The organism is Aerococcus sp. HMSC23C02, assembly GCF_001806805.1.
Lineage (GTDB): Bacteria > Bacillota > Bacilli > Lactobacillales > Aerococcaceae > Aerococcus > Aerococcus sanguinicola.
Genome location: NZ_KV786064.1, coordinates 1 through 456, shown reverse-complemented (window position 1 = coordinate 456; position 456 = coordinate 1). Strand labels below are relative to the sequence as shown.

Annotated in this window: 1 pseudogene; it reads left to right on the top strand. The window is 46.7% G+C overall.

Features of this window, described 5'->3' with window-relative positions:
- Positions 1 to 456, top strand: a pseudogene (locus HMPREF3090_RS09475) (hypothetical protein); the annotation flags it as partial.

Sequence of the window (456 nt, the reverse complement as noted above, 5' to 3'; positions counted from 1 at the left end):
AAGTTGACCCAGGTGAACGTGAAATCAGCCGTGAGTTCATCTTCGATGGAGTGAATGGAACTGACGGGAATAACGGTGCAGATGGAGCATCGATTACTGCTAAGACTGAACGTGGTAAAGAAAATCCAGCTGACCCTAACAGCCCAAGTGGTTCATGGATCCGTGTTTATAAAGTAAACCCAGACGGTAGCCAAGGTGACCTCATTTCTGAAACCTTCGTTAAAGATGGTGAGAAGGGTGAACAAGGTGCCCCAGGTCAAGATGGTACCGATGGTAAAGATGGAAAATCCGTCCTAGCTAAGACCGAACGCGGTACTAAAGCCGATGAAACAGGTAAAGATCGCCCAGGTACATGGGTAATCGTTCACGAAGACACCAACAATAATGGTCAAGTTGACCCAGGCGAACGTGAAATCAGCCGCGAATTTATCTTTGATGGAACTGATGGAAATAACG